The organism is Actinoplanes sp. NPDC051411 (genome assembly GCF_040682075.1).
GTDB lineage: Bacteria > Actinomycetota > Actinomycetes > Mycobacteriales > Micromonosporaceae > Actinoplanes.
The window spans coordinates 1-24,238 of record NZ_JBFBAD010000109.1 but is presented as its reverse complement, the minus strand read 5'-3'; the positions used below and the strand labels follow the sequence as shown (position 1 = coordinate 24,238).

19 protein-coding genes are annotated in these 24,238 nt (G+C 71.0%); 11 read left to right on the top strand and 8 right to left on the bottom strand.

Going from position 1 to position 24,238, the window contains the following annotated elements; translation table 11 throughout:
• The first annotated feature begins 21 nt into the window (after positions 1–21).
• The 5 genes from AB0M88_RS40335 to AB0M88_RS40315 are packed head-to-tail and all read left to right on the top strand — an operon-like array spanning position 22 to position 4,806.
• Complete coding sequence (locus AB0M88_RS40335) at positions 22–783, top strand: amino acid ABC transporter permease (RefSeq protein WP_364111175.1); 762 nt, start codon at positions 22–24, stop codon at positions 781–783.
• Complete coding sequence (locus tag AB0M88_RS40330; protein ID WP_364111173.1) at positions 780–1,523, top strand: amino acid ABC transporter ATP-binding protein; 744 nt, start codon at positions 780–782, stop codon at positions 1,521–1,523. Before AB0M88_RS40335 ends, AB0M88_RS40330 begins: the two co-directional genes overlap by 4 nt.
• 20 nt (positions 1,524–1,543) lie before the next feature.
• Positions 1,544–2,437 carry an ABC transporter substrate-binding protein gene (locus tag AB0M88_RS40325; protein ID WP_364111171.1) on the top strand — a complete coding sequence of 298 codons (894 nt, stop codon included), beginning with the start codon at positions 1,544–1,546 and terminating at the stop codon, positions 2,435–2,437.
• Positions 2,438–2,491: 54 nt separating this feature from the next.
• Positions 2,492–3,340: a hypothetical protein gene (locus tag AB0M88_RS40320; protein WP_364111169.1), complete on the top strand. Its 849-nt coding sequence runs from the start codon at positions 2,492–2,494 to the stop codon at positions 3,338–3,340.
• Positions 3,337–4,806, top strand: a complete 1,470-nt coding sequence (locus tag AB0M88_RS40315) for a gamma-glutamyltransferase (protein WP_364111167.1) — start codon at positions 3,337–3,339, stop codon at positions 4,804–4,806. Before AB0M88_RS40320 ends, AB0M88_RS40315 begins: the two co-directional genes overlap by 4 nt.
• On the opposite strand, the gene AB0M88_RS40310 is transcribed toward AB0M88_RS40315, so the two are convergent.
• The 5 genes from AB0M88_RS40310 to AB0M88_RS40290 are packed head-to-tail and all read right to left on the bottom strand — an operon-like array spanning position 4,785 to position 9,938.
• Positions 4,785–5,966 carry a serine hydrolase domain-containing protein gene (locus AB0M88_RS40310; protein ID WP_364111165.1) on the bottom strand — a complete coding sequence of 394 codons (1,182 nt, stop codon included), beginning with the start codon at positions 5,964–5,966 and terminating at the stop codon, positions 4,785–4,787. The two genes, AB0M88_RS40315 and AB0M88_RS40310, sit on opposite strands and share 22 nt — an antisense overlap.
• Positions 5,963–7,054 (bottom strand): beta-eliminating lyase-related protein, encoded by a 1,092-nt coding sequence (locus AB0M88_RS40305; protein ID WP_364111163.1) that lies wholly within the window; start codon positions 7,052–7,054, stop codon positions 5,963–5,965. Before AB0M88_RS40305 ends, AB0M88_RS40310 begins: the two co-directional genes overlap by 4 nt.
• Positions 7,051–7,497 (bottom strand): cupin domain-containing protein, encoded by a 447-nt coding sequence (locus AB0M88_RS40300; RefSeq protein WP_364111161.1) that lies wholly within the window; start codon positions 7,495–7,497, stop codon positions 7,051–7,053. The genes AB0M88_RS40305 and AB0M88_RS40300 overlap by 4 nt, the downstream gene beginning before the upstream one ends.
• A complete protein-coding gene (locus tag AB0M88_RS40295; RefSeq protein ID WP_364111159.1) occupies positions 7,490–8,806 on the bottom strand; it encodes an aldehyde dehydrogenase family protein in 1,317 nt (438 codons plus the stop codon). The genes AB0M88_RS40300 and AB0M88_RS40295 overlap by 8 nt, the downstream gene beginning before the upstream one ends.
• Positions 8,807–8,813: 7 nt before the next feature.
• Positions 8,814–9,938, bottom strand: a complete 1,125-nt coding sequence (locus AB0M88_RS40290) for a C45 family peptidase (RefSeq protein ID WP_364111157.1) — start codon at positions 9,936–9,938, stop codon at positions 8,814–8,816.
• Positions 9,939–10,008: 70 nt separating this feature from the next.
• On the opposite strand from AB0M88_RS40290, the gene AB0M88_RS40285 reads away from it, so the two are divergent.
• Together AB0M88_RS40285 and AB0M88_RS40280 are read left to right on the top strand one after the other, a co-directional pair.
• A complete protein-coding gene (locus AB0M88_RS40285; protein ID WP_364111155.1) occupies positions 10,009–11,097 on the top strand; it encodes an isocitrate/isopropylmalate family dehydrogenase in 1,089 nt (362 codons plus the stop codon).
• Complete coding sequence (locus AB0M88_RS40280; RefSeq protein ID WP_364111153.1) at positions 11,094–12,014, top strand: cyclase family protein; 921 nt, start codon at positions 11,094–11,096, stop codon at positions 12,012–12,014. Before AB0M88_RS40285 ends, AB0M88_RS40280 begins: the two co-directional genes overlap by 4 nt.
• A gap of 35 nt (positions 12,015–12,049) precedes the next feature.
• On the opposite strand, the gene AB0M88_RS40275 is transcribed toward AB0M88_RS40280, so the two are convergent.
• Entirely contained in the window at positions 12,050–12,712 is a 663-nt protein-coding gene (locus AB0M88_RS40275; RefSeq protein WP_364111151.1) for a GntR family transcriptional regulator, read from the bottom strand.
• Between the two features lie 34 nt (positions 12,713–12,746).
• On the opposite strand from AB0M88_RS40275, the gene acnA reads away from it, so the two are divergent.
• The 3 genes from acnA to AB0M88_RS40260 are packed head-to-tail and all read left to right on the top strand — an operon-like array spanning position 12,747 to position 18,336.
• Entirely contained in the window at positions 12,747–15,332 is a 2,586-nt protein-coding gene (gene acnA / locus AB0M88_RS40270; RefSeq protein WP_364111149.1) for an aconitate hydratase AcnA, read from the top strand.
• A complete protein-coding gene (locus tag AB0M88_RS40265) occupies positions 15,329–16,078 on the top strand; it encodes an MBL fold metallo-hydrolase (protein WP_364111147.1) in 750 nt (249 codons plus the stop codon). Before acnA ends, AB0M88_RS40265 begins: the two co-directional genes overlap by 4 nt.
• Positions 16,066–18,336 carry an aminotransferase class III-fold pyridoxal phosphate-dependent enzyme gene (locus AB0M88_RS40260; RefSeq protein WP_364111145.1) on the top strand — a complete coding sequence of 757 codons (2,271 nt, stop codon included), beginning with the start codon at positions 16,066–16,068 and terminating at the stop codon, positions 18,334–18,336. Before AB0M88_RS40265 ends, AB0M88_RS40260 begins: the two co-directional genes overlap by 13 nt.
• A 75-nt stretch (positions 18,337–18,411) precedes the next feature.
• Here the strand turns inward: AB0M88_RS40260 and AB0M88_RS40255 are convergent, their stop codons facing one another.
• On the bottom strand, positions 18,412–21,345 hold the full coding sequence (locus AB0M88_RS40255; protein WP_364111143.1) for a CBM35 domain-containing protein: 2,934 nt from the start codon (positions 21,343–21,345) through the stop codon (positions 18,412–18,414).
• Positions 21,346–21,600: 255 nt separating this feature from the next.
• The gene (locus AB0M88_RS40250) at positions 21,601–22,617 is read right to left on the bottom strand and encodes a LacI family DNA-binding transcriptional regulator (RefSeq protein WP_364111141.1); all 1,017 of its coding nucleotides are present in this window, start codon (positions 22,615–22,617) and stop codon (positions 21,601–21,603) included.
• Positions 22,618–22,787: 170 nt separating this feature from the next.
• On the opposite strand from AB0M88_RS40250, the gene AB0M88_RS40245 reads away from it, so the two are divergent.
• Positions 22,788–24,149, top strand: coding sequence for an extracellular solute-binding protein (locus AB0M88_RS40245; RefSeq protein ID WP_364111139.1), 1,362 nt, complete (start codon positions 22,788–22,790; stop codon positions 24,147–24,149).
• Positions 24,150–24,238: the final 89 nt, after the last annotated feature.

The window sequence follows — 24,238 nt, the reverse complement described above, 5'->3', positions numbered from 1 at the left end:
TCACGCCGGAGAGGATGGCTCGTGAACAAAATTGTGCATACGTTCTTCGACTGGTCGGAGATCCGCGCAGTGCTGCCCGACCTTTTGACGGAAGGGCTGCGCAACACACTGATCATCGCGAGTCTCGCGCTGCTGCTGGGTCTGGTGCTGGGGCTCCTGCTCTCGGTGCTGCTGATCGCTCCGAAGTGGTGGATCCGCCTGCCCGCCCGGCTCTACGTCGACATCCTGCGCGGCATGCCCGCCATCGTCACGGTCAGCCTGGTCGGCATCGGCCTCCCCCTCGCCGGGGTCAAGCCGTTCGGCACGTCCCCGCTGGGTTACGCGGTGGTCGCGGTCGGCCTGATCAGCGCCGCCTACATCTGCGAGATCTTCCGGTCCGGCATCCAGAGCGTGCCGACCGGGCAGACCGAGGCCGGCCGGAGCCTCGGCATGACGTACCTGCAGACGTTGATCATCATCATCATTCCCCAGGGCATCCGCAACGTGCTGCCGGCGCTGGCCAACCAGTTCATCGTCGCCATCAAGGAAAGCGCCCTGGTGTACCTGCTCGGCCTCACCCTCGGCCAGCGCGAGCTCTACTTCATCGCCGCACAGCGGCAGGCGGTCACCTACAACTCGTCCGCCTACACCGCCACCGCGATCTGCTACCTGCTGATCACGATCCCCCTGACGTACGCCGTGAACTACCTCGACCGGCGGCTGCGCGAGGGCAGGAACAACCACCCTGTCCCGACCGAGATCACCGCACCCGGCGAGCTCACTCACGAAGGAGCCTCGCTGTGACGACCGCTGCCGCTCCCCATCTGCAACTTCGCAACGTCTGCAAGTCGTTCGGCTCGGTGAAGGTCCTGCGGGACGTGAGCCTGGAGGTCGGGCGAGGCGAGACGGTCTGCGTGATCGGGCCGTCCGGATCCGGGAAGTCGACGCTCCTGCGCTGCGTGAACATGCTGTCGGCCCCGGATTCCGGTGACGTCAGCGTGGGCGGGGAGGTCATCACCCGTACGGGAACCGACCTCAACTCCGCACGCACCCGGATCGGCATGGTCTTCCAGAACTTCAACCTCTTCCCCCATATGAGCGCTCAGCGCAACATCACCGTTCCGCTGCGACGCGTCCTGAAACTGAGCCGGAGCGATGCAGACCAACGTGCTGTGACCCTGCTGGACCGTGTCGGCCTGAGCCGGCACGCGCACAACCGTCCGGCGAAGTTGTCCGGCGGCCAGCAGCAACGGGTGGCGATCGCCCGGGCCCTGGCGATGCAACCGGAAATCATGCTGTTCGACGAGGCCACCTCGGCCCTGGATCCGGAGATGGTCAAAGAGGTTCTCGCGGTCATGCGCGACCTCTCCGGCTCCGGCATGACGATGCTCGTCGTCACCCACGAGATGGGCTTCGCCCGCGAGGGTGCCGACCGCGTCGTGTTCATGGACGAGGGACGGGTCGCCGAGACCGGTCCGGCCGAACAGATGCTGAGCAGCCCGCAGACCCGCCGGCTGCAGGACTTCCTCTCAAAGGTCTTGTGAATCCATAAGGAGACAAAGCGATGTCCGTTCGACGACTGCGATGGATCTCGTCCGGAGTGCTGGCGATAGCCCTCGCCGCGGTGACCGCGGGATGCGGTTCCGACGACAGCAAGAGTGACGGCTCCAACAAGTACGGCCTGGCCCAGGGCGGCACCATCACCTCCGCCCTGACCGCGGGCGGCGTGCCGTTCGCCTCGGTCGACGCCAGCGGCAAGCCGGTCGGGCTGCTGGTCGACCTCAACAACATCATCGCCAAGAACCTGGGCCTGAAGATCGCCTACAAGTCGACCGACCTCAACGGCGCCTTCGCCGGCATCACCGCGAACAAGTACGACCTGCTCTCGATCGGCCTGGTCGCGACCCCGGAGCGCGCCAAGAGCGTCTACTTCACCAAGCCGATCTACTACGGTACGAACGCGGTCATCGTCGGCAAGGACTCGGCGGTCACCGGCGCCGCCGACCTGACCGGCAAGCGCGTCGGCGCGGGCGCCAACAGCACCCAGTACGACTACGCCGAGAAGTCGCTCGCCCAGGCCAAGCTCGTGTCGGAGGCGTCCAACAGCGCCGCCATCAGCCAGCTCGAGGCGGGCAACGTGAACGCCATCGTCCTCGGCGGCACCCAGGCGAGCACGCTGATGAAGACGTCGTCGAGCAAGTTCAAGATCGCGTTCACCGCGCAACAGACCACGCCCGGCGAGATCGCGATCAACAAGAACCTGAAGACCTTCCAGACCGACTACGAGGCGCAACTCGCCAAGCTGGTCGAGGACGGGACCTTCCTCAAGCTGTACGACCAGTACCTCGGCGTGCTCGGACTGCCGTTCCCGACCTCGTTGTATTCCACCTGGCCGACCCTGAAGGCGCAGGTCGAGGCCGACCCGAAGGCCAACCCCGCGCCGTCGGCCGCTAGCTGACGACCGCCCACTCTGCCCACCCTCCCCCGAGCTCAGGACGGACGCCACCACAGCATGCCCAGCGACGAGAATCGGCACCCCACACTGACCTATTTCACCGGCGCTACACCGATCTTCGCCAGTCAGGCCGATCAGCGGGTGTCCTACTGCCTCTACATCCCGAAACGGGCCGAGGGGGACCCGGAGCGCTTCCCGCTCATCGTCCTCCAGCACGGCACGGCCCGCACCGCCGCCCGCTACCGCGACGCCTTCCGGGACTTCTGCGACCAGCATCGCTGCGCGGTGGTGGCCCCGCTCTTCCCGGCCGGCATCGGCGATCCGGACGACCTGCACAACTTCAAGTTCCTGGCGTACGGGGAGATGCGGTTCGACCTGCTGCTGCTGGGGATCGTGGACGAGGTCGCCGAGCGGTTCCCGGTCATGGGTGGGAAGTTCCTGATGTACGGCTTCTCGGGCGGTGGCCAGTTCGCGCACCGGTTCCTCTACCTGCATCCGGACCGTCTCGCGGCGATCTCGATCGGCGCGCCGGGCCGGATCACCCAGCTCGACGACACGCTGCCGTGGTGGCTGGGCACGCAGGGCATGGCCGAGATCTTCGGGGCCGCTCCGGACATCGAGGCCATCCGGAACGTCTCGATCCAGATGGTCGTCGGCGCCAACGACGTCGAGACCTGGGAAATCAACAACCCGGGCGACTCGAACTGGATGGACGGCGTCGAACTGACCGGTGACACCCGGATCGAACGGCTACGCACCCTGGAACGCAGCTTCCGGGCCCACGGACTCGACGTCGAGTTCGACGTCGTCCCGGACGCCGCGCACAGCGGGCTCGCCGTCCGCTCGGCCGTGGACGCGTTCCTCGCCCGGTCGCTGCGCCTGCTCACGACCCGCGCCGGCAAATGACCGCCCGGCGGGGTGCTCTCGCCACCCCTCATGTGCTCGCCACCGAGGCCGGCGCCGACGCGTTCCGCCAGGGCGGCAGCGCCGTCGACGCGGCCCTCGCCGCGGCCGCCGTCCTCTCGGTGGTCTATCCGCACAACGTGACGATCGGCGGCGACCTCGTCGCTCTCGTCCGGTCGCCGGACGGCGCCATCCGGTGCGTCAACGCCACCGGACCGGCGCCGGCCCGCGTCGATCCCGACGCACTGCGCGAGCGGTACGGCACCCGCCTGCCGGTCCGCGGACCGCACGTCATCACCGTCCCGGGCGCGGTCGCAGGCTGGGCCGAACTGGCCCGGCTCGGCGCCCGCCGTCCGTGGGCCGAGCTGCTGCGCCCGGCGATCGGATGTGCCCGCGAGGGCGTGCCGGTTGCGCGGTCGCTCGACCGGGCCGTCGTCGAGTACACCGCTGACCTGGCCGCCGACCCGGGCTGCGCGGCCGTCTTCCTGCCGCCCGGCCCCACGCTGCGCCAACCGCGGCTGGCCGAGTCGCTGGCCGCGATCGCCGAACGGGGACCGGCCGAGCTCTACGGCGGCTCCGTCGGCGCGACACTCGCCGACGGCCTGGCCGCCCTGGGCTGCCCGCTCGGACTCGACGACCTGGCCGCGTACGAGCCCGAGGTCACCGACCCGATCAGCGGGGAGTTCGCCGGCCTGACCGTGCACACGAGCCCACCCAACACGCAGGGCTTCCTGCTGCTGAGCTTCCTCGACACGCTGAGCCGGCTGGGATCCGAGCCGACGCCCGGCTTCATCGCCCGGATGTTCGCCGACGGCATCGCGCTGCGCGACCAGACCCTCGCCGACCCGCGAACCGGTCCGGCACAGGCCTCGGGACGGCCGTATCCGACCGGGGACACGATCGGCATCGCCGCCGCCGACACCGACGGCACCGCCGTGTCGCTGATCCAGAGCGTCTACCACGGGTTCGGGGCAGCCGTCCTCGAACCGGAGACCGGTATCCTGCTTCAGGACCGAGGCACGGCGTTTTCGCTCGACCCGCACGCCGCCGCCGCGATCGCCCCCGGCCGCCGGCCGCCGCACACGCTGATGCCGGTGCTGGTCACCCGCGACGGAGGACTGCACTGGGTGAACGCGACGATGGGCGGGCAGGCCCAGCCGCAGATCCACCTGCAACTCCTGCGGAACCTGCTCGCCGGCGCGACACCGCAGGAGGCCGTGGCCGCACCACGATGGACCCTGGGGGCACGCGAACCGGACGACGCGCCCGACCAGGTCTACGCCGACGACGACCTCGAACCGGGCATCGTCGCGGGGTTGCGCTCGGACGGGTTCGCGGTCACCCGCGTGCCGCGCCTGGAATTCGAACTCGGGCACGCCAACATCGTCGCGATCGCGGACGACGGCACGCTTTCAGTCGGCAGCGATCCGCGAGCCGACGGCTCCGGTCAGTCAACCACTGCGGCGTAGGCGATCGAGCGCAACTCCCGCCGGATCCGCAGGTAGGTCGCGGACGGGCGCAGCTGGGTCAGAAACAGCACGAACAGGTCGTCGGCCGGGCTCGCGAAGAAGCAGGTCGACAGGGCGCCGCCCCACGAGTACTCGCCCGGCGTCGCCACGGTCTCCGCCCGCGCCCGATCCTGCACCACCGCGAACCCGAGCCCGAACCCGTGCCCGGCCGGCCGGGTCTCGCCGCCGTGGGTGCCGATCTGGTTGATCTCGGCGCCGCCGGGCAGGTGGTTGATCGTCATCAGGTCGACGGTGCGGGGACCGAGCACCCGCACGCCGTCGAGCTCGCCACCGCCGAGCAGCATCGAGGCGAAGCGGTGGTAGTCGCGGGCGGTCGAGACCAGCCCGGCGGCGCCGGAGAGATAAGCGCGCGAAGACTCGTACGGATCGTCCAGCGGCTCGTACCGCGGCATGCCGTCAGCCGCCCGGTAGGCCGCGGCGAGGCGGTCCTTGTCTGCCGGGCCGACGCTGAAACCGGTGGCGGTCATGCCCAGCGGCCGGAAGATCCGCTCGGCCAGGAGGTCGTCGAAGCGCTGCCCGCTGAGCACCTCGCACAGCCGGCCGACCAGGTCGGTCGAGATGCCGTAGATCCATTCGGAGCCGGGGTCGCAGGCCAGCGGGACCCCGGCCAACCGGTCCACGGTCGCGGCCAGGTCGCTGTCCCCGGCCATGTCGGCGACGCCGTGCCGGCGGTACAGCTCGCCCAGCGGCGTGCGGTACGAACGCGCGATCAGCCCCGAGGTGTGCCGCAGCAGGTCGAGGACGGTCATCTCCCGCGCGGCCGGACGCACCTCGTAGTGATCGGCGGTCCCCCCGGCGAACACCGGCCGGCCGCGCAGCGCCGGAAGGTAGTCGGCCACCGGGTCCTCGAGTAGGAACGCGCCCTGCTCGTACAGGGTCATCAGCGCAACGCTGGCGATCGGCTTGGTCATCGAGTAGATCCGGAAGATCGTGTCCTCGGCGTAGCCGTAGGTGTCCAGGTGGGCGACGCGGCCGTGCCGGGCGACCAGCGTGAGGACGCCGGGCAGCTTGCCCTCGTCGACGTAGCGGCGGGTGAGCCGGGTCAGGTCGGCCAGCCGGTCGGCGGACAGCCCGACCTCGCCGGGCTCGCAACGGTTCACTTGTCCCCCTCTTCCGGCGCGACGGCGGTGTGGGCGGGATCGCCGGCGCCCTGCTTGAGTTCCTCGCGCAAGGCGGCGGCGAAGGCGTCGACGTCCGCCTCGGTCGTGTCGAAGGCGCACATCCAGCGGACCTCCGACCGGGCAATGTCCCAGTCGGCGAAGCGGTAGCGCGACCGCAGCCGGTCGGCGACCTTCCGGTCGAGGCTCGCGAAGACGCCGTTGCTCTCGACATCGTGCGTGATCTCGACGCCGTCAGGCCCGCCGACCTGGTCGGCGAGGCGCCGGGCCATCGCGTTCGCGTGCCCGGCGAGGCGCAGCCACAGGTCGCCGCCGTAGAGCGCGACCAGCTGCGCCGAGATGAACCGCATCTTGGAGGCGAGTTGCAGGCCCCGCATCCGCAGGAACGGCAGGGCCCGGGCCGCGGCCTCCCGGCCCGCGTTCGTCACCACGACCGCCTCGCCGTAGAGCAGCCCGTTCTTGGTGCCGCCGAGCGAGACGACGTCGACTCCGGCGTCGGTCGTGATCGCCGCGAGCGGGACGCCGAGGTGGGCGGCCGCGTTGGCGAGGCGGGCGCCGTCGACGTGCAGCGCCATGCCGTTGGCGTGCGCGTAGCCGGCCAGCCGGGCGATCTGCTCGGGCGTGTAGGTCGTGCCGACCTCGGTGCACTGGGCGATCGAGATCGCACTCGGCTGGGCCCGGTGGACATCACCGATCCCCCAGTCGCGGGCGGCGATCAGCTCCGGGGTGAGCCGCCCGTCGGTGGTCTCGACCGCGATCGTCCGGAACCCGCCGACCGCGCCCGCCGCCGTGCTCTCGTCCTCGTGCACGTGCGCCCCGGCGGCGGTGATGACCGCGCCCCAGGGCGGCACCACCGATTGCAGCGCGAGCACGTTCGCGGCGCTGCCGCTGAACACCGGGAACGCGCTCGCCTCGGAGCCGAAGCGGTCCCGGACGACGTCCTGCAGCTCCTGGGTCCAGGGATCACTGCCGTACGAGCGCACGTGCCCCTCGTTCGCGGCCTGCACCGCGGCCAGCACCTCCGGGTGGGCGCCGGCCTGGTTGTCGGAGAAGAAGCCGCGCTCGGTCACCGGATTTCGGCAGCCGCTACGGACGCCCCGCGGTCCCGGTCGGAGAGGTGCTCGACCGTCTCGCCGGTGGCCGTGATGGTGCGGGTGACGAGCAGTCCCGCGTAGACCCAGTAGATCCGCATCGGGGTGTCGCCACGGTTGGTGAAGCAGTGCGGGACGCCGGCCGGCACCCACGTGGTCACCCCGGCCTCGACGTCGAACTGATCGTCGCCGATGGTCACGGTCGCCTCGCCCTCCAGCACGAGGACGCACTCCTCGACGTTGTGGGAGTGCATCGGGATGCCGACGCCGGGCGGCAGCGTGGTGAACCCGGTCGTGACCGAGGAGTAGGTGGTGTTCCACTTGCCGATCAGGGGCGTCGTGACGGCGCCGCCCCCGCGGGAGAACGGGGCGACGTCGGCGCTGCGCACCAGCAGGGACGGGGCGAGGGGTGCTTCAGGCATGGGCTTCTCCGGACTCGATCCACCAGGTTCTGACGTTGACGAAGGCGAGCAGCCCCTCCGGGCCCAGCTCACGGCCGAAGCCGCTCTTTCCGGTGCCGCCGAACGGCAGCCGGGGGTCGGAGGCGACGACGGCGTTGACGAACACCGCGCCGGACCGCAGCCGGGCGGCGACCTCGCGCGCGGCGGCAGCGTCGGCGCTCCACACGCTGGCGCCCAGGCCCCAGCGGCTCGCGTTGGCCAGCCGGACCGCATCGTCGTCGTCCGCGGCGACCAGCACGGCGGCGACCGGGCCGAACGTCTCCTCGGCGCAGACCGCCATGTCGGGCCGCACGTCGGCGAGCACGGTCGGCCGGTAGAAGCCGCCGGGCAACGCCTCTCCCCCGGTGACCAGACGGGCGCCGGCCGCGACCGACTCCCGCACCTGGCGGTCGAGGGTGTCGACCAGGTCGGGGCGGGCGAGCGGGCCGATGTCGGTGCCGGGGTCGAACGAGTCGCCGACGACCAGCTTGCTCACCGCGACACCGAGCGCGGTAGTGAACTCCTCGGCCACCGACACGTCGACGATGAAGCGCTTCGCGGCGATGCAGCTCTGGCCGGCGTTGAGGAACCGGGAACGGACCGCCTGACTCACCGCGACCGCGAGGTCGGCGTCCGCGCGTACGACAAAAGCGTCGGAACCGCCCAGCTCCAGCACCGAGGGTTTGACCGCGGCGCCGGCCGCGGAGGCGATCGCCGCACCGGCGGCCTCGCTGCCGGTAAACGTGACCGCGTCGATCCGGTCGTCGGCCAGCAGGTCGCGCACGGTCTCCGCGGTCTTCGGCTCGTCGACGACCAGCACCTCGAACAGGCCCGGCGGCAGGCCGGCCGCGGCGAACGATCCGGCCAGGGCGACCGCCGACCCGCCGGTGATCGGCGCCGGCTTGACGACGAACGCGTTGCCGGCCGCCAGCGCCGGCACGGCCGCCCGCACGATCTGCCAGAGCGGGAAGTTCCACGGCATGACGGCCAGGACCGTGCCCAGCGGCTCGAAGGTCACCCGGCTCTCGGCCGCCGAGGTCGCCACCGCTCGCGGAACCAGCATCGAGGGCGCCGCGTCGGCGTAGTAGTCACACGTGCTCGCGCACTTCTCCACCTCGGCGACCGACTCGCGCAGCGGCTTACCCATCTCGCTGGTGATGAACCGGGCCAAGCTGTCGCGGCGGCTCCGCAGGGCCGTGGCGGCCGCCCGCAGCACCTCGCACCGGCGCTCGACGGGTTGCGCCGCCCAGTCGCGGCGGGCCTGGAAGGTGCGGGCGAGGATGGTCTCCACGTTTGGCTCAGACATCGGAACCCGGCCCGTCGTAGAGGCTCCAGGGGAGCAGCCGGTAGTCGCCCTCACACGGCTTGCCGTCGATGACCCGGTATTCGCCCGCGGTCAGGTCGACCAGGCTGTGCATGACGGTCTCCCCCCGGTAGACGGGATCGAGCCGGTCGTCGGGATGCACACAGACACCGTACGGATGACCGAAGTGGTCCGACATCGAGTCCTTCACCACCTTGCGGACGCCGTCCGCCCCGGCGGCGTCGCGCGCGGCGCGCAGGCCGGCCTCGAGGCGGGGCAGCCGGAACAGTGAGTCCGGTGACGAGGGCCGGTAGGTGCGCTCGATCGCCGGCGGGATCCCGTATTGATAGTGGTTGACATGCACGAGCACGCCGCTCTCGGGGTAGCCCCAACGGTGGTTCTCCGGCGTCGTCTCGAGGTCGATCGCGACCCCGTCGCGGTGGGTGATCAGCAGGTTGGTCGCGATGTGCTGGTGCACGTCGAACGGCGTCTTCAAAGCGTCGGCGTAGGTGGCGCTGTCGAGGATCAGCCGGCGCAGGAACGGCTGCGGCAGGCCCGGCGGGGTGCCGAACTTGCCGTCGAGCCCGTTGCCGTTGAGCGCGATGCCGGCCGAGTTGGCGCCGTGCCGCCCGACCTGCCCGGCCTCGACCTGCATGATGATGGTCGGCTTGGGCGGCTGGACGATGCGCAGCAGCACGGTCGTGTCGGCCATGCCGATGCGCCAGTCCCAGTTCTGACCGCAGTAGACGTGCTGGTCGGCGGTCGCCTCGGGCATCAGCGCATAGGACGAGCAGCCGTCGGCCATGTCGGTGAACTCGCTGTCGTAGCTGCGCACGATCTCGCCGCGCGCGTTGAGCGCGAGGATGTCGTCGGGCCCGGCACCGGCGCCTTCAGCGATGCCGTCCACCTCCTCCAGGAGGTGAGGTGCCACGTCGGCGACCAGCGGGCGCCACCGCCGGGCCTTGGCGACGACGCCGGCCCAGTCGAGGCCGGTCGCGACGCCGAACGCCTCGCGGTAGTAGGCGAGGGAACGCCCGATCTCCTCCCGGGCGGCCTCGCCGTGCTGGCGGCCGCGCTCACGCGGACTTCCCGTCGTCTCGATAAGAGGAATGGTTCGCACCGGCTTCTCTCCTGACGTTGGACTCGTTATAGCCTATAGTTGTCGACGAGACGCTGACAAGGAGGCCCAGATGACCACCCGCACATATCCGGTCGCGCTCATCACCGGCGACGGCATCGGCCCGGAGCTCGTCGAGTCCGCGCTGACCGTGCTTGACGTGGTCACCGAGCAGCACGACATCACCCTGGAGAAGACGTTCCTGGCCGGGGGCGCCGAGGCCTACCGGCAGAGCGGCGCCGCGCTGTCGGCCGAGGCGGTCGAGACCGTCCGCATCTCGGCCGCGACGCTGAAGGGCCCGGTCGGCCTGCCCGACGTCCGCATGCCCGACGGCACCGAGGCGGGCCTGCTCGGCGGCATCCTGCGCAACGGCCTCGACCTCTATGCCAACGTGCGCCCGATCCGTCTGCTCCCGGGCGTCGAGTCGAAGCTGCGGGTCGAGGCCGGCGCGATCGACTACGTGATCGTCCGGGAAAACACCGAGGGTCTCTATGCGGCCCGCGGCAAGGGCGTCGCCACGTCCAGCGCGGTCGCCGACACGCTGCTGGTCACCCGGGCCGGGGTCGAGCGCGTGGCCCGCCGCGCGTTCGAGATCGCCCGCGGCCGCGCCGGCGCACCGGGCGACGGCGGCCGGCGGGTGACCTGCATCGACAAGGCCAACGTGCTCCGCAGCATGTATTTCTTCCGCTCGGTCTTCCTGGAGGTCGCCGCCGACTACCCGGAGATCGAGGCGGAATGCCTCTATGTCGACGCGGCCGCGCAGGCGCTGGTGCTGCAGCCCGAGCACTTCGACGTGATCGTCACCGAGAGCATGTTCGGCGACATCCTCAGCGACCTCGGCGGGGGCACGGTCGGCGGGGTCGCGTTCTGCCCGGGCGGCAACATCGGCGACCACTGCGCCTACTTCGAGCCGATCCACGGCAGCGCGCCCGCGATCGCCGGACTCGACCGCGCCAACCCGATCAGTCAGATCCTGGCCGCGGCGATGATGCTCGACCACCTCGGCGAGCAGGCGGCGGGAGACGCCGTCCGGCAGGCGGTCGCAGCCGCCTCGGCCGCCGGCGAGACCCGGGTCGACCACACCGGCGCCGCGATCGACGGCACCAAGGCCGTGACCGAGGCGATCGTCCGGCAACTCCGGATCGTCCGGCCGCTGCAATGAACGTCACCGAACTCGAGAAGCTCGCCCAGCGGCTCAGCAACTGGGGCCGCTGGGGAGCCGACGACGAGGCGGGCACGCTCAACCACATCACCCCCGACGTCGTCGCCGCGGCGGCCCGGTCGGTCGAACACGGGCACGTCGAGCAGCTGGGCATCCCGCTCGACACGGCCGGGCCGCAGGTCGACTCCCGGCTCCGGTTCAACCCGCGGCACCGGATGACCGCGCTGCCGGCCGAGTTCGTCCGCGCCGACGGCACCGGCATCGCCGACGACGTCCTCGAACTGCCGCTGCAGGCCGGCACCCAGTGGGATGCGCTCGCGCACATCGCCTACCGCGGTCTTCTCTACGGCGGACGCCCGGCCACCGTGGTCACGGCCGACGGCGCGCCGGTCAACGCCATCACGGCCGCCGCCGACCGCGTGGTGAGCCGGGGCGTGCTCGCCGACATCGCCCGGCACCGCGGTGTCGACGTGCTCGACAGCGCCCGGCCGATCACCCGGGCCGAGCTCACCGAGGCGCTCGACGCGAGCGGCGTCCGAGTCCGCCGCGGCGACGTGCTGTTGGTGCGAACCGGGCATCTCGGGGCGTGCCGGGAGCGCGGCTGGGCAGGCTTCAGCGGCCCCTCCCCCGGGCTCGGCATCGACACGCTGGCCTGGATCCACGAGTCGGAGATCGCCGCGGTCGCCAGCGACACCAGCTTCGTCGAGGTGCGCCCGTCGACTGTCGCCGGCATCCGCGCGCCGTTCCATGTCGTCGCCATCGTCTACCTCGGCCTACTGCTGGGTGAGATGTTCGACCTCGACGGGCTCGGCGCCGCCTGCGCGCGCCTGCGCCGGTGGGAGTTCCTCTTCGTGGCGCCGCCGTTGCGGGTGACCGGTGCCGTCGGCTCGCCGATCAATCCTTACGCCATCCTATGAGCGACCTTCCGGACGGCCCTGTGGACGGCCGTTGGTCAGTCGAGCTCGTCGATCGCCCGCCGCACCAGACTGCGCCCGACGTGCCGGAGCATCACCGCCTGCGCCTCCGCCACGTCACCGGCGATCACCGCCGCGGCGATCCGTGTGTGCTCGGTCTGCACCCGTTCGCGTTCGGCCGCCGAGTCCCGTTCGGTCGCCAGGCCCACCGCGCGGTAGCGGTCGGCCTTGTCCCACAGCCCTTCGAGCAGCCCCACCAGCAGCTCGTTGTGCGACGCCGCATAGACCGCGCGGTGGAACGCCCGGTGGGCCTCGAGCGCGGCCAGGCTCGGCTCACCGGCCAGCGGCTGCAGTTGCGACGCCGCGGTCAGGATGCGGGCGGAGTCGGCGTCCGTGCGGCGGGTGGCCGCCAGCATCGCCGCCAAGGGGTCCAGGTTTTCCCGCACCTCGGCCAGGTTTTGCGCCTCGGCCGCGGTCAGGGTGGCGACCCGCGCGTCGCGGTGGGCGTCGATCGTGACCAGGCCCTCGGCGCCGAGGCGGCGCAGTGCCTCTCGCATCGGAGTCGTGCTTACCCCCAGCTCGGCCGCGAGCTGCGCCTGCTGGATCGTCTGCCCCTGGGCCAGCTCACCCGACATGATCCGGCGGCGCACCTGCTCGTAGACGTAGGCGTTCTTGGTGAGCACCGGCGGCACGCGATCCACGAAGTTCCCCCTTCTATAGCCTATAGGATCATACGTGGACAGCTTCGACAGTCTGGCGCGGCTGGAACTCGACGGGCGCGACCATCGCATCCACCGGCTCGATCGCGTCCCCGGGGCGGACGCCCGGCCGGTGAGCCTGAAGATCGTAATCGAGAATCTGCTCCGCCACGAGGACGGCCGGCTCGTCACCGCGGAACGCATCCGATCGCTCGCCCAGCCCCGCGCACACGGTGACCTCGCCTTCCACCCCTCGCGCGCGTTCCTGCACGACACCAACGGCGTGCCCGTGCTGGCCGACCTGGCCGCGCTGCGGGACGCCGTGGCCGCCGCCGGCCACGACCCGGCGACGGTCAACCCGAGCATCCCGGCCGAGCTCACCGTCGACCACTCGATCGCGACCGACGTGTCCGGTCACTCCGGCGCCTGGCGGCGCAACACCGAATTCGAATACACGCGCAACGCCGAACGCTACGAGTTCCTCAAGTGGGGCACGACGCTCGACGGCTTCCGGATCGTCCCGCCCGGCCACGGGATCATGCACCAGATCAACCTCGAGCGGCTGGCCCGCGTGGTCGAGAGCCGCGACGGCTGGGCCTACCCCGACACGTGCGCGGGCACCGATTCCCATACGACGATGGTGAACGCGCTCGGCGTACTCGCCTGGGGCGTCGGCGGAATCGAAGCGGAAGCGGCCCTGTTGGGCCAGCCGATCACCATGACCGTGCCTCCGGTCGTCGGGGTGGTTCTCGACGGCGAGCTCGCGCCGGGGGTGACCGCCACCGACCTCGTCCTCACCATCACCCAGGTGCTGCGCCGGCACGGGGTGGTCGGCAGTTTCGTCGAGTTCGTCGGGCCCGGCGCGGCCCGGTTGCCGGTCGCGACCCGGGCGACCATCGCCAACATGGCGCCGGAGGCCGGGGCGACGACCGCGATGTTCCCGATCGACGACCTGACGCTGGACTACCTGCGCTTCACCGGCCGCTCCCCCGGCCACGTCGACGCGGTCGAGCGCTACTGCAAGGAACAGGGGCTGTGGCACGACCCCGGGTTCCGGCCCGACTACGACTCGGTCGTCCACATCGATCTCGGCGTGGTCGAGACGGCCATCGCCGGTCCGCGGCGGCCGCAGGACCGGGTGCCGCTGGCCGAGGCGGCCAGTTCCTTCCGGACGATGCTGGCCGCCCTGCCCGCACGCGAGTCGGAGAGCCCGGTCGCCGACGGGGCGGTCGCGATCGCCGCGATCACCTCGTGCACGAACACGTCCAACCCGCAGGTGATGATCGGCGCCGGTCTGCTGGCCCGCAACGCGCGGCGCCGCGGGCTCAAGGCGAAGCCGTGGGTGAAGACGAGTCTGGCCCCCGGCTCCCGTGCCGTCGTCGACTATCTCGACGCGGCCGGCCTCAGCCCCTACCTCGACGAGCTCGGCTTCCAGCTCGTCGGCCTCGGCTGCATGACCTGCATCGGCAACTCCGGGCCGCTGCTGCCCACGGTCGCCGAGGCGGTTCGCGATCACGGCGTACGGGTGGTGTCGGTGTTGTCCGGCAACCGCAACTTCGACGGCCGGATCAACAACGACGTGTCCCTCAACTACCTCGCCTCGCCGCCGCTCGTGGTCGCGTACGCGTTGGCCGGGTCGATGGAGGTCGACCTGCTGCACGACCCGCTGGGATTCGACGACGCGGGCGAGCCGGTGCACCTGGCCGACATCTGGCCGGACGACGCGGAGATCGCCTCGATCACGGCCGGCGCGATCAAACCGGCCATGTACACCGAGTCGTACGCGGACCTGTTCGAGGGCGACGAGCACTGGTCGGCGGTGCCCGCTCCCTCCGGCTTGAGGTACGAGTGGTCGCCGGACTCCACCTACCTGCGCCGACCACCGTTCCTCGATCGTGCCCGGGCGGCCGGCGACATCCTTGCCTCGCGCGTACTGCTCCTGCTCGGCGACTCGGTGACGACCGACCACATCAGTCCGGCCGGGCGGATCCCGCGGCACAGCGAGGCCGGGAACTATCTGACTTCCCGGGGCGTCGCACCGGCCGACCTGAACACATACGCCGCTCGCCGGGGCAACTGGGAGGTGATGATCCGGGGCGGGTTCACCAACCCGCGACTGGACAGCGGCCTCGGCTCCGGCGGGCGTACGGCCGACTTCACGGCCGGCGGCACGCTCACCCCGATCCACGTCGCCGCCGGCCACTACGCCCGCGCCGGCACGCCGCTGCTGGTGCTCGCCGGAGAGGACTACGGCGGCGGTTCCTCGCGCGACTGGGCCGCCAAGGTCACCGCGCTGCTCGGCGTGCGCGCGGTCATCGCCTGCTCGTTCGAGCGCATCCACCGCGGCAACCTGGTGCAGCTCGGCGTGCTGCCGCTGCAGTTCCAGGAGGGTGACAACGCCGCCAAGCTCGGACTGGACGGGGCCGAGACGTTCGACCTGATCGGCGTCGACGCGGCCCTCGACCAGCCTCGATCCACATTGACGGTGTGCGCCCGCCGCAACGGCGCTCCGCCGATCGAGTTCGACGTGACCGTACGCATCGACACCGCCCGCGAGGCCGAGTACTACCGCAGTGGCGGCATCCTCCCGTTCGTCTACCGCACCCTGGTCGGTGAGTCGTGACCGCGAAGGTGTCGATCCTGCTGCGGGGCTACTCGTACTCGTCGCCCGAGGAGGGCAGCCTCGGCTTCTGCGGCGTCTACCTGGTCGAGGCGCCCGGACCGTGGCGGCTGGTGTTCGACACCGGGCACGCCGGCCGCCGCCGCGCCCTGCTGCGCGCCCTGGCCGGGCGCGGGCTCTCGCCGGCCGACATCGACGTGGTGGTGCTCTCGCACGGCCACTGGGACCACGTCCAGAACGTCGACGTCTTCACCCGATCCCTGATCTACGCCCAACAGGACCTCGACGCGCCCGAACCCGGCGACCCGGTGACCCCGTCCTGGACCCCGGCCACGCTGGCCGGCCTCCGCACCCGGCTGGTACGCGACGGCGACGAGCCGGCATCGGGCGTCACCGTGCTGGCACTGCCCGGGCACACCGCCGGATCGATCGGCCTCGCGGTCGCCACCGACGACGGTCTAGCCGTGCTGACCGGCGACGCCGTCTCGTCCGCCCACGCGCTGCGGACCGGCCGCTGCACGGTCGCGCGCCACGACCCGGACGCCGCCGACCGGTCGCTGCGCCGCGTCGCCGACCTCGCCGACGTCATCTACCCCGGGCACGACCATCCGTTCCGGGTCGGGAACGGCGTGCCCGGCGACTATCTGGCCCCCGTCCGATCGATCGTGCTGCGCGGGTCCGACCCGGCCCGGGCGGCCGTACGACTGCCCGGAACTTCGATGTGGAGAGGACGAACATGGAGCCGGTAGCGCTGTCCCCCGTTCTGCTCGAACCCGCCCCGGCCGTCGACGCCGGCGCCGCGGTGGCCATCGCGGCCGAGCACTTCGGCCTCACCGTCCGGGCCGAGCCGTTGCCGGCCGAACGGGACCGCAACTTCCTGCTCCGGGCCGAGGACGGACGCCGGTGGGTGCTCAAGGTGTCGCACTCGGCCGAGGATCCGGTCGTGGTCGCCATGGAGATCGCGGCGATGCAGCACCTCGAGCTCGCCGACCCGTCCCTGGTCGTGCCGCGGATCTGCCCACCCGACCAGGTGCCGGCCCGCGGCGCCGACGGACGCGAGCACCTGGTCCGGCTGATCACGGTGGTGCCGGGCACCCCGGCCGACCAGGTGCCGCTGCCGCCCCGCTTCGCCGGGGAGTTCGGCGCCACGAGTGCCCGCGTGGGCCGGGCGCTGCGCGGCTTCATCCACCCGGCGGTGGCCCGGGCCATCGACTGGGACCTGCGCGACCTCCCCGACCGGGCGCCGTCGCTCGCGCTGATCGCGGACGCGGCGATCCGGGCCCGGGTCGAATCGCTCCTCGACCGGCTCGGCGACCTGCGCGCGGCCACCCGCGACCTGCCCGCCGGGGTGATGCACGGCGACCTGACCCCGGCGAACGTGCTCGTCGACAAGACCGGAACGGTCACCGGCGTGATCGACTTCGGCGACCTGCACCACACCGCCCGAGCGGCCGACCTGGCGGTGTCGCTGTGCGGGCTCCTCCGGGAGTCGGCCGACCCGTGGCGAGCCGTGCGCGACTTCCTCGACGGCTACCAGCGCATCACCCCGCTCGAGCCGGCCGAGGTCGCGCTGCTCGGCGAACTGGTGCTCGCCCGGGCGACGCTGGGCCTGCTGATGGGGGCCGGGCTGGCGGCGCTGCACCCCGGCAACCAGGAGTACGTGACCGTCTACGACGCGGGCAACCTGCGCGTCCTCGACCAGCTGTCGGGACCGCCTCTCGCCGACCGCTTCCACCGCATCTGCGGCACCGCCCGTCTGGTTTCCGACGGCTTGGAGCGAAAGGACCTGCGGCCACGCCGCGAGGCGGTCATGGGCACGACGTTGTCGCCGCTGTTCTACCGCACGCCGATCCAGGTCACCCGGGCCGCCGGCGCGCACCTCTACGCCGCCGACGGGCGCCGCTACCTCGACGCGTACAACAACGTGCCGGTGGTCGGGCACGCCCATCCGGCCGTCGTGCAGGCGATCTCCCGCCAGTCGGCGATCCTGAACATCAACTCGCGCTACCTGCACCCGCACGCGGTCGAACTGGCCGAACGCCTGCTCGCGAGCATGCCGCCCGAACTCGACACCTGCGTGTTCGCCAACTCGGGCAGCGAGGCCAACGACCTGGCCTGGCGCATGGCGACCCTGTACACCGGCCACACGGGCGCCGCGGTCGCCGACCGGGCCTACCACGGGGTGAGCGCGGCAACCGCGGCGATGTCGACCAACACCTACCCGCCCGCCGCCCGGCCTCGCCACGTGGCGGTGTTCCGCCCACCCCTGCCGCTGTCCGACGGGCGCCCGGCCGACGCCGCGGCCGCGGTCGCTGGGGTGCGCGACGCGCGGGCCGAGCTGCACCGGCACGACCACGAGCTCGCGCTACTGGCCGTCGACACCGTGTTCAGCGCCGGCGGCATCCTCGAACCGGCCACCGACTACCTGCCCGCCCTGGTCGCCGAGACGTGGGCGGCCGGCGGCCTCTTCCTGGCCGACGAGGTGCAGGCCGGCTTCGGCCGGGGCGGCTCCCACCTGTGGCGCTTCCAGGACTTCGGGCTCGCCCCCGACATCGTCACCCTGGGCAAGCCGATGGGCAACGGGCACCCGGTGGCGGCCTTGATCACCCGCCGCGAGATCGCCGACCGCTTCGCCGCCGACGACGAGTACTTCTCCACCTTCGCCGGCAACCCGGTCTCCTGCGCGGCCGCCCTGGCCGTCCTCGACGTGATCGAGGACGCCGGCCTGGTCGAACGCAGCGGCCACGTCGGCGCGACCCTGCGGGCGGCCCTGACCGACCTGGTCCCGTCGGCGGTGGCCGTCCGCGGCCCCGGCCTGATGGTCGGCGTCCAGCTGGGCCCGTCGGCGCCCGCCTTCGCCGAGGCCCTCCGCGACGCCGGCGTGCTGGTCGGCACCACCGGCTACGGCAATGACACCCTCAAGATCCGCCCCCCGCTGATCTGGGGCGACGACGAGGTCGACGAGTTCCTGACCGCGTTCGCCGCCGCCCTCCGGAGGCAGGGCTGACTCAGCCCATGCGGATCAAGGCGTGACGGCCAGAGGGCTCGGCGATGACCGCCGGCCCCCGGACCGTGCCGCGGGTCAGAAGCCGGAGTTGCCGGCGCCGCGAATGACGGTGAAGGTGGTACCGCCGTTGCTGAGGCCACCGGACGGAGTGCCGCTGACCTTGGTGTTGGTGAAGGTGGCACTGCCGGAGATGCTGTCGATGACGATCCCGTAGGTGCCGGTGTTCTCCACGGTGACGTCGGAGAACGTCGTGCCGGTGATGGTCCGGCCGTAGCTCATCAGGATGCCCATGTAGGTGCTGTCCTTGATGACCGTGTCGGTGACCTGGATCGGGCTGGTGATGTCGGCGGTGTCGGCGTAGATCCAGAGCGCGCCCAGCCGGCTGCCCCAGTTGGGCTCGTAGCCGCCGGTCCGGGTGAGGGTGTTGCGGGCGACGACCGTGGTTCCGGACAGCGGGACGGGGTTGAACCGGGTGCCGACCGCGATCCCCGCGGAGGCGGTCACGGTGTCGTACATCAGGTTGTCGGTGATCCGGTTGCCGGTGCCGCCGTAGATGGCGGCGGTGTTCGCCAGCATGGGCAGCTGGAGGGTGTTGGCGGTGAAGGCCGAGTTGGTCACCGCGGCTCCGTCGGACCACATGGCCAGGGCGTCGTCGCCGGTGTTGCGGACCGAGGACTGGTCGATGCGGGTGTTCCGGACGTTTCCATGCAGGTTGACGCCGTCGGCGTACGTGTCGCGGATGCGGGCGGCGACCACGTAGAGGCCGTCGGTGCCGTTGTCGGCCCACAGCCCGACCTTGGAGTGGAAGACCAGAATGTTCTGCAGTAGTGAGCCGGTGCCGAAGTTGCCCTCGAAGGCGGCGTCGTCCCCGCCGTCGTTGCGGACGGTGGAGTCGCCGGAGACTGCGAGGTCGGTGATCTGGACGTTGCCGCCGGTGGCGAAGAAGCCGCCCTTGCCGTTCACGCCCTTGAGGATCGTGTACCAGGGTCCGGCGCCGCGGATCGTGACGCCCTGCACGTTGATCCGGGCGGAGATCGTGTAGGTGCCGGACGGGATCCAGAGGCCCTGGCCGGCCGACCGGGCGGCGTTGATCGCGCTGGTGAGGGCGCCGGTGTCGTCGGTCGAGTCGCCCGGCGTCGCGCCGGAGGCGGCGGCGGAGACGAAGCCGGCCGGCATGGCCTCGGCGGTGGCCTGCTCCGCGTCCACCAGGTCGATGGTGTACGCCGAGGCGGTGTCGCCCGCGTCCTTCTGCAGCTTCAGTACGGTCCCGGCCGGCCAGTCGCCGATCAGGGTGCGGGCCTCGTCGTAGAAGCGGTGGGCGTTCCCGTTGGCCGGGTTGTTGTTGTACGGGTAGTCGCCGTAGACCCACGAGTACCGCGAGGTCAGCGCGAGGTCCTTGACCTGGGCGCCATTGGCGTAGAGCGACAACGACGCGTCGGTCCCGGTGCCGGCCGCGTTGTCCGGGATGGAATACCGCACGGTGAGCGCGTTGGCCGGCTTGGTCAGGGTGAACTGGACGTACGACCCGGTGGCGGTGAGCTGGACGGCGCGGCGGCCGGACGACTCCGACGCGAGGGTCTTGTAGGTGCGGTCGGCGGCGAGGACGGTTCCGTTGGTGGCGCCGCTCTCGGCCTCGTATTCGGTGTAGGGCAGGGTCGCGCCGCGGTCGGCCAGGGCCTGCGCGCCGGCGACGTCGATCCGGTCGATGGCCACGTTTCCGTTGTCGGCGGCGTCGTGCTGGTAGGTGACGGTGTTGAGTCCGGCTCGCAGGGCCAGGTCGGTGCCGGCGGTCTTCCACCCGGTGCCGGACGGCAGGCTGACCTGGCCGGCCTTCACGCCGTTGGCGTAGACCGACAGGGTTCCGATGGAGCCGCTGGTGTTGCTGTAGCGCAGGGTCGCGGTGCGGGTGCCGGCCGACGGGAGGTTCGCGGTGAAGACGACCCGGGCGCCGGTGGCGGTGAAGCCGGTGAGGTGGCCGCTGCCGGAATATCCGCCGACGGACGTGCTGACGGCCGGGCCACCGGAGTAGAAGCTCGTTTCGGCCTCGGCACTCGGACCGCCGGAACCCGGAGGCGGGGACGTCGGCGGAGTCGTCGGCGGGGTCACGGCGCCGACGGTGAGGTTGTCGAGATTGACGTTTCCGGAGTCGGTCGCGTCGAACTTGACCGTGGCGGTGTCGGCGCCCGCGGCAAGGGACGCGGTGACGGTCTGCGTCGCCCAGGTGTCCCAGTTCGCGGTGGCGGGCAGCGGGACCTGCTGGACCTTCGCGCCGTTGACGTACAGCGACAGGGTCTGGGCCGAGCCGGTTCCGTTCGCGTACCGCAAGGTCAGTGGAGCGGCACCGGCCGCCGTCGAACTGACCGCGAAGGTAGTGGCGGCGTTGCCCTTGTTGCCGTCGGTGTAGCCGCCGACGAAGCCGGTTCCGGTGTAGCCGGTGTGATCGGTCTGGACCGACGTGCCGCCGGTGAGCGTCGCCGATTCGGCTTCCAGCTGTCCGGCCGGGGTGGCGGCGACCGGCGTGACGGTCAGTTCGTCGATGTTCACGTTGCCGGAGTCGGTGGTGTCGAAGGCGTAGGCGACCGTGGTGGAGCCGGTGGTGAGGGACACGGTCGCGCTGGCCGTCGCCCAGCTGTCCCAGTTCGCGGTGGCGGGCAGCGAGACCTGCCGGGCCTTCGCGCCGTTGACGTACAGCGACAGGGTCTGCGCCGAGCCCGTCCCGTTGGCGTACCGCAGGGCAAGGGTCTGCTGACCCGGCGCCGTCACGGCAAAGCTGGTCCGCGCCTTGCCTTTGTTGGCGTCGACGTAGCCGCCGACGAAACCGGATCCGGCGTAGCCGGCGTGGTCGGCGGCGACCGACGCCCCTCCGGAGAGAGTGCCGTTCTCAGCCTCGTAGACCAGGGTGGCGGCCGAGGCCGGGCCGGTCACCGCGATGCCGGTGAGAGCCGCTGCGATCAGGGTTGCGGTGGCGACGGCGACCGCGAGAGGTCTGCCACGGGGGATGTTCCGCATGGGGACTCCAATGGGGACTTGTGCCCGAATGGGGGATTGGGGCGGGACAGTAGCCCGGGTCACAGCGGAGCCGCAAGAAGTAGATGATCTTGCGAAATTTAGCCACACATCGGTTGTCGGAAATTCAACAAGAATGCGATCGGCTTGCTGACCTGACTAAACGTCCCGGTCGACGGCGTCCCGCCGAACCGTGATCGGAAAGTCGGACCGGCAAACCTCCGCTTTTTACGTGATTTCCGAAGCATTCCCGGTACGTCATCGGACTGTCCCGGAGTCGGGAGCGACCGGCGCCGGGCCGGTGGAGCCCCGCACGACGAGTTCCGGCTCGTGCAGCAACTCCTTGGGGGCGGTGGTGGTCGTCCGGCTGCCGATCTGGTTGACGAGCAGGGTGACCGCCGCCCGGGCCATCGACTCGATCGGCTGGCGCAGCGTGGTGAGCGGCGGGTCCGCGTAGTTCATGAAGGCCGAGTCGTCGAAGCCGACGACCGAGACGTCCTCGGGCACGCGCTTGCCGACCCGGCGGGCCGCGCGGGTCACGCCGAGAGCGAGAACGTCGCTGCCGCAGATCAGTCCGGTGGCGCCCGCCTCGATGAGGTCGGTGGCGGCGGCGTGACCGCCCTCGAAGGAGAACATCGCGTGCGAGATCAGCCCGGAGACGGCTCCCTCGGAGCGGGCGGTGAGCTCGCGGAATGCCGCGACCTTGCGGTGCGAGGGCTCGTGACCCTCCGGCCCGACCAGGAGCCCGATCCGGCGGTGGCCGAGCGAGGTCAGATGCCGGTAGGCCATCTGCACGGCCGCGATGTCGTCCGTCGACACCCGGGGGAATCCGGGGTAGGAGTTGGCGGCGTTGAGCATCACCACCGGAACCCGCCGGCTCAGCAGCTGTTCGTGTTCCTTCTCGGTCAGCCCGCCGCAGAAGACGACCCCGGAGACCTGCTGGTCGACGAGCATCGTCGCGTACTCGGCCTCGGTCAGGCCGCCGACGGTACGAGTGCACATGACCGGGGTGAAGCCGAGCTGCACCAACGCTCCGCCGACCGCCTCGGCCAGGGCCGGGAAGATCGGGTTCTGCAGTTCGGGCAGCACCATGCCGACCAGCCGCGCACGAGCACCCCGCAGCTTGGTGGGCCGCTCGTAGCCCAGGACATCGAGGGCGGTCAGCACCGCTTGGCGGGTGGCGGCCGAGACGCCGGGCTTGCTGTTGAGCACCCGGCTGACGGTGGCCTCGCTGACGCCGACCTTCGAGGCCACCTCGGCGATCTTCCGTGTCATGGCGGGAGCGTAGCCAAGGTCATCGTCCTGACGATACTTTGCCAGATATTTTGCGCTCGATTCGATGTTTCTTACAGGTTTTTGTCGATCCATTGCGCACTCGTTGCGGGTGGCCCTAGCTTGTGGTCCACGCCACCAGCCCCCACCTCCCGAGAAACTCAGGAGCAGCGATGACCACGCTCCCCAGACGCCGTCTCCTCTCGTCCGTCGCGGTCACGGCCGGCCTCGCCCTGACGCTCACCGCCTGCGGTTCAGGCGACCAGACGGCGAAGTCGGACGGACCGGTGACGATCACCGTCAACAACATGCCGCCCGCGACCGAGAAGCTCCAGCGCCAGAACTTCCTCGACGACGTCGCCGCGTTCGAGAAGATCCACCCGGACATCAAGATCGACCCCAAAGAGGGCAAGATGGATCCGGCGACCTTCTCGGCCAAGCTCGCCGGCGGCCAGTTGGAGAACGCCTTCTACGTCTACTTCACCGACCCGGCCGGGCTGATCGCCCGCCGGCAGGTCGCCGACATCACGCCATACCTGAAGGAATTCCCGGACATCCAGCAGATCAAGCCGAATCTGGTGCGGGTGTTCGGCGACGGCAAGGGCAAGACGTACGGCCTTCCCGAGGGCAACTACACGATGGGCCTGGTCTACAACCGGGCACTGTTCACCCGGGCCGGCCTCGATCCCGACAAACCGCCGGCCACCTGGGACGAGGTCCGCGAGGACGCCAGGAAGGTCGCCGCGCTGGGGAACGGGATCAACGGCTACGGCGACTACAGCAAGAACAACACCGGCGGCTGGCACTTCACCGCCGAGATGTACACCCGCGGCGGTGACGTGGCGACCCAGGGCGCCGACGGCAAGTGGACCGCGTCGTTCAACAACGACACCGGCAAGGCCATCCTGCAGCAGTTGCACGACATGCGCTTCGTCGACAAGTCGATGGGTGAACGCCAGCTTCTGGAATGGGCCGACCTGCTCCAGCAGATGGGTGCGGGCAAGCTCGGCATGTACCTGGCGACCGCCGACAACATCCCGACCATCGTGTCCCAGTACAAGGGCCGGACCGAGGACTACGGCTTCGGCCCCGTCCCGGGCGGACAGGGCGCCCTCGGTGGTGGCGGCGGCTACATGTTCAGCCCGAAGAGCACGCCCGCGCAGATCAAGGCCGCCATGGCGTGGGTGCTGTTCCGGCACGCCGACCCCGCCCGCATCGAGGCCGGCAAGGAACGCGACGCCAGGAACAAGCAGCCGGTCGGCCTGCCCGAGCCGGACATCTTCACCGGCGCCGCCGAGCAGACGTACATCGCCGCCAACAAGAAGTACGCCAACGTCCCGACCCAGAATTTCGCCCCGTTCGTCGCGACCCAGGCGACCATCCCGCTGAAGCTGGAGCCGCCGGACGCCCAGAAGATCTACGCCGTACTCGATCCGGCCATGGCAAGCGTCCTCACCAAGCCGGACGCCGACGTCACGAAGCTGCTCGCCGACGCGGAGAAACAGGTCAACGCCATCCTGGCCACGGTCCAGTAACCGGTCCGGTGCGGCCGGGCCGGGGACCCCGCCCGCCCCCGCGACGCAAAGGCAATGCCGCCTGGCGCCCCCCCCCACCCCCGCCGCGC

What these genes read in the sequence shown, in the direction of transcription:
- AB0M88_RS40325 (WP_364111171.1), top strand. Translation starts at nt 1,544, where the DNA reads ATGTCCGTTCGACGACTGCGATGGATCTCGTCCGGAGTGCTGGCGATA.
- AB0M88_RS40320 (WP_364111169.1), top strand. Translation starts at nt 2,492, where the DNA reads ATGCCCAGCGACGAGAATCGGCACCCCACACTGACCTATTTCACCGGC.
- AB0M88_RS40315 (WP_364111167.1), top strand. Translation starts at nt 3,337, where the DNA reads ATGACCGCCCGGCGGGGTGCTCTCGCCACCCCTCATGTGCTCGCCACC.
- AB0M88_RS40300 (WP_364111161.1), bottom strand. Translation starts at nt 7,497, where the DNA reads ATGCCTGAAGCACCCCTCGCCCCGTCCCTGCTGGTGCGCAGCGCCGAC.
- AB0M88_RS40285 (WP_364111155.1), top strand. Translation starts at nt 10,009, where the DNA reads ATGACCACCCGCACATATCCGGTCGCGCTCATCACCGGCGACGGCATC.
- AB0M88_RS40280 (WP_364111153.1), top strand. Translation starts at nt 11,094, where the DNA reads ATGAACGTCACCGAACTCGAGAAGCTCGCCCAGCGGCTCAGCAACTGG.
- AB0M88_RS40260 (WP_364111145.1), top strand. Translation starts at nt 16,066, where the DNA reads ATGGAGCCGGTAGCGCTGTCCCCCGTTCTGCTCGAACCCGCCCCGGCC.
- AB0M88_RS40255 (WP_364111143.1), bottom strand. Translation starts at nt 21,345, where the DNA reads ATGCGGAACATCCCCCGTGGCAGACCTCTCGCGGTCGCCGTCGCCACC.
- AB0M88_RS40250 (WP_364111141.1), bottom strand. Translation starts at nt 22,617, where the DNA reads ATGACACGGAAGATCGCCGAGGTGGCCTCGAAGGTCGGCGTCAGCGAG.
- AB0M88_RS40245 (WP_364111139.1), top strand. Translation starts at nt 22,788, where the DNA reads ATGACCACGCTCCCCAGACGCCGTCTCCTCTCGTCCGTCGCGGTCACG.